The following is a 3,185-nucleotide window of genomic DNA, read 5'->3' on the forward strand; positions in this document are numbered from 1 at the left end:
ATTGTTGGTGACTTAAATAGTTCTTTTAATGGCACTTCTTTATTGGTTTCCTTATGAATTTTAGAAATAAGTGTCATAGCCTTTAGTGAATGTCCACCAAGTTCAAAGAAGCTATCATTTATACCAATCTTTTTAATACCTAATACTTCACTCCATATTTCCACAAGTTTTTCTTCCACTTTATTTCTTGGTACTTCATAATCTACTCCTGTATTTATACTGCCTTCTGGTTCTGGTAAAGCTCTTTTATCCACTTTTTCATTTGTTGTTAATGGCATTTCCTCGATCTGCATAAAATATGAAGGTACCATATATTCTGGCATTTCTTTTGATAAATAGTTTTTTATATTATTTATTTTAAGTTCTTTGTCCGAAATCAAATATGCACATAAATAATTGCTACCATTACTACCTTTTCTATCTATAACCACTGCATCTTTTATGTCTTCATATTTCATTAACTCAACTTCTATTTCACCAAGTTCTACCCTGAAGCCTCTTATCTTTACCTGATTATCTATTCTTCCTAAGAATTCTATAGCTCCATCTGGCATCCATTTTGCTAAGTCTCCTGTTTTATACATTTTCTTCCCTTGTTCATAAGGATTTTGTATAAATTTTTCTGTTGTTAACTCTGGTCTATTTAAATATCCTATACCTAAGCAATCTCCAGATAAATAAAGTTCTCCTACAACACCGATAGGCTGAAGGTTATATTTTTCATTAAGTATATAAGCCTTAGTGTTAATTATAGGTTTTCCTATAGATGGTATACTCTTAATATCTTTTAAAATATCTATAGTATATGTTGTTGCAACGTGAGTTTCTGATGGTCCATAGTGATTGTGAAGATATAATTTATTTTCTTTTATATACTCTTTTAGTAAATCTGAAATTATTAATTGCTCCCCTGTTGTTATTAAATGATCAATACTCTTAGGGAACTTATCTGCATAATCTTTATCACTAAATATAAACTTTGCTAATGCTGCTGGTAAATTTACTGTTGCTATTTGGTTTTTATCTATGAAGTTGAATAATTTTACTATATCCTTTCTCTCTTCCTCTCCTGCAATGCATAATTCTCCACCTTTTAATAAAGATACTAAAACTTCATGAAAAAATGCATCAAAACTTATATTACTAAATTGGAGTAATTTTTTACTGAAATCTATATTGGTTTTTAAATAGTCATGATAAATTAAATTATTTAACACTCTTTGCCCAACCATTACTCCCTTAGGATTTCCTGTAGTTCCTGAAGTGTAAATTACATATAACATATCTTCTGAAGTATTAATTACGTCTAAATTTCCATTACTAATCCCCTCATAAATACTTTCATCCTTTATATTTATAATAATTCTATCTTCATCTTTAATTCCAATAGCTATCTCATCAACTACGGCATCCTTATTAGGATTAATAATATACTTACTTTCAGTTAATATTACATTAGTTCTACTGTCTCCCAACATATAATCTATTCTTTTCTGTGGATACTCTGTATTTATTGGTAGACATGCTCCTCCCGCTTTAATTACTGCCATTACTCCTATTATCATTTCTAAAGAACGGTCTAACATTATCCCTATTATACTTTCTTTATTTACCCCACTGTTTCTTAAAATCCTAGCAAGCTTATTAGCTTTCTCATTTAATTCTTTATAGGTTAAATATTCTTCTTTAAACGTTATGGCTATGTTATTGGGTGTTTTTTGTACTTGTTCTTCAAATAATTCCTGTATAGTCTTATTTATTGGATAATCTGCTTCTGTATCATTAAATTCTTTTAACAACTTGACTTTTTCATCTTTTGCAAGCATATCTATTTCTGATAATTGTATTATCTTATTATCAGAAATTACTTCAAGTATTCTTTTAAAGTGACAAATCATTTTTTTAATAGCTTCTTTTTCAAATAAATTTGTGCTGTATTCCAAAGTAAAATAGATATTTTCCTCTTTTTCTATAGCCGTCAAATTTAAATCAAATTTTGCTGTTTTACTTTCTGCTATATATGCTTTTAATGTAAAATCTTCAATCGATATTTCCTGCATATCTATATTTAGTAATACAAACATTGCATCAAATAGTGCATTTCTACTAATATCTCTTCTTAATTTTAAATCATCTACTAATTCTTCAAATTGATAATCTTGGTTTTCATAGGCCTTTAAGCAGTTTTCTTTAACTTCTACTAAGAAGTCTACATATAATTTACTACCTTCTGGATAATTTCTCATAACAAGTGTATTTACAAACATACCCATTATATTCTCTAAATCAACATGTGGCCTTCCTGATATTGGTGAACCTATTATAATATCATTCTGTCCACTATATTTTGATAAGAATATAGTATATGCTGAAAGTAGCACCATATATATAGTGCTTCCTGTTTCTTTTGCTAGCATTCTTAATTTTTTTGTTGTCTCCATATCCACTATAAATGATAAAGAATCGCCCTCAAAACTTTGAATTGCTGGTCTTTCATAATCATAAGGCATATTAAGAACTGGTATATCATTACTAAACCTATCTATCCAGTAATCTTTTTGGTTTTTTATTCTTTCTGATCTTAATAATTCTTGTTGCCATTCAGCATAATCTTTATACTGTATTCTTAACGGTTCTAATTCCTTTCCTGCATATAATTCTGCCAATTCTTTTGTCGCTATTCCCATAGTTGTTCCATCCGATATTATATGATGTATATCAAACATCATAATATACTTAGTTTCTTCTAATCTTACTAAACACACTCTTAGTAAAGGTGCTTTACTTAAATCAAATGGCTTTACAAATTCTTCTACTAAAATTTTTATATTTTCTTCTTTAGTACACACACTATTCTTGTAATCTATATTATCTATATATTCTATATTTAACTCTACTTTATCATGTATCCTCTGTACTATTTGATCATCTATTATTTCAAATGAAGTCCTTAACACTTCATGTCTTGCTATTAACCTATTAAATACATTTTCTAATCTTTCTTTATCTATTTTTCCTTCTAATTCAAGGATTCTAGGCATATTATATGCTGTATTTCCATCCTCAAATTTGTGTAGCGTATATAATCTTTTTTGTGCTGATGATGCTTCATAATACTCTTTTTCTTCTATTTTTTCTATATTAGAATAAACATTCTCCCTAGCACTTTCAATAAACTTACTTAG

General features: G+C 28.2%; 1 protein-coding gene. It reads right to left on the bottom strand.

Going from position 1 to position 3,185, the window contains the following annotated elements; all coding sequences use genetic code 11:
- Positions 1–3,185 (bottom strand): non-ribosomal peptide synthetase (locus tag BM119_RS19295; protein WP_143087363.1); only part of this gene is annotated, 3,185 nt, incomplete at both ends.

Source organism: Clostridium frigidicarnis (assembly GCF_900111985.1).
GTDB classification, from domain to species: Bacteria; Bacillota; Clostridia; order Clostridiales; family Clostridiaceae; genus Clostridium_Z; species Clostridium_Z frigidicarnis.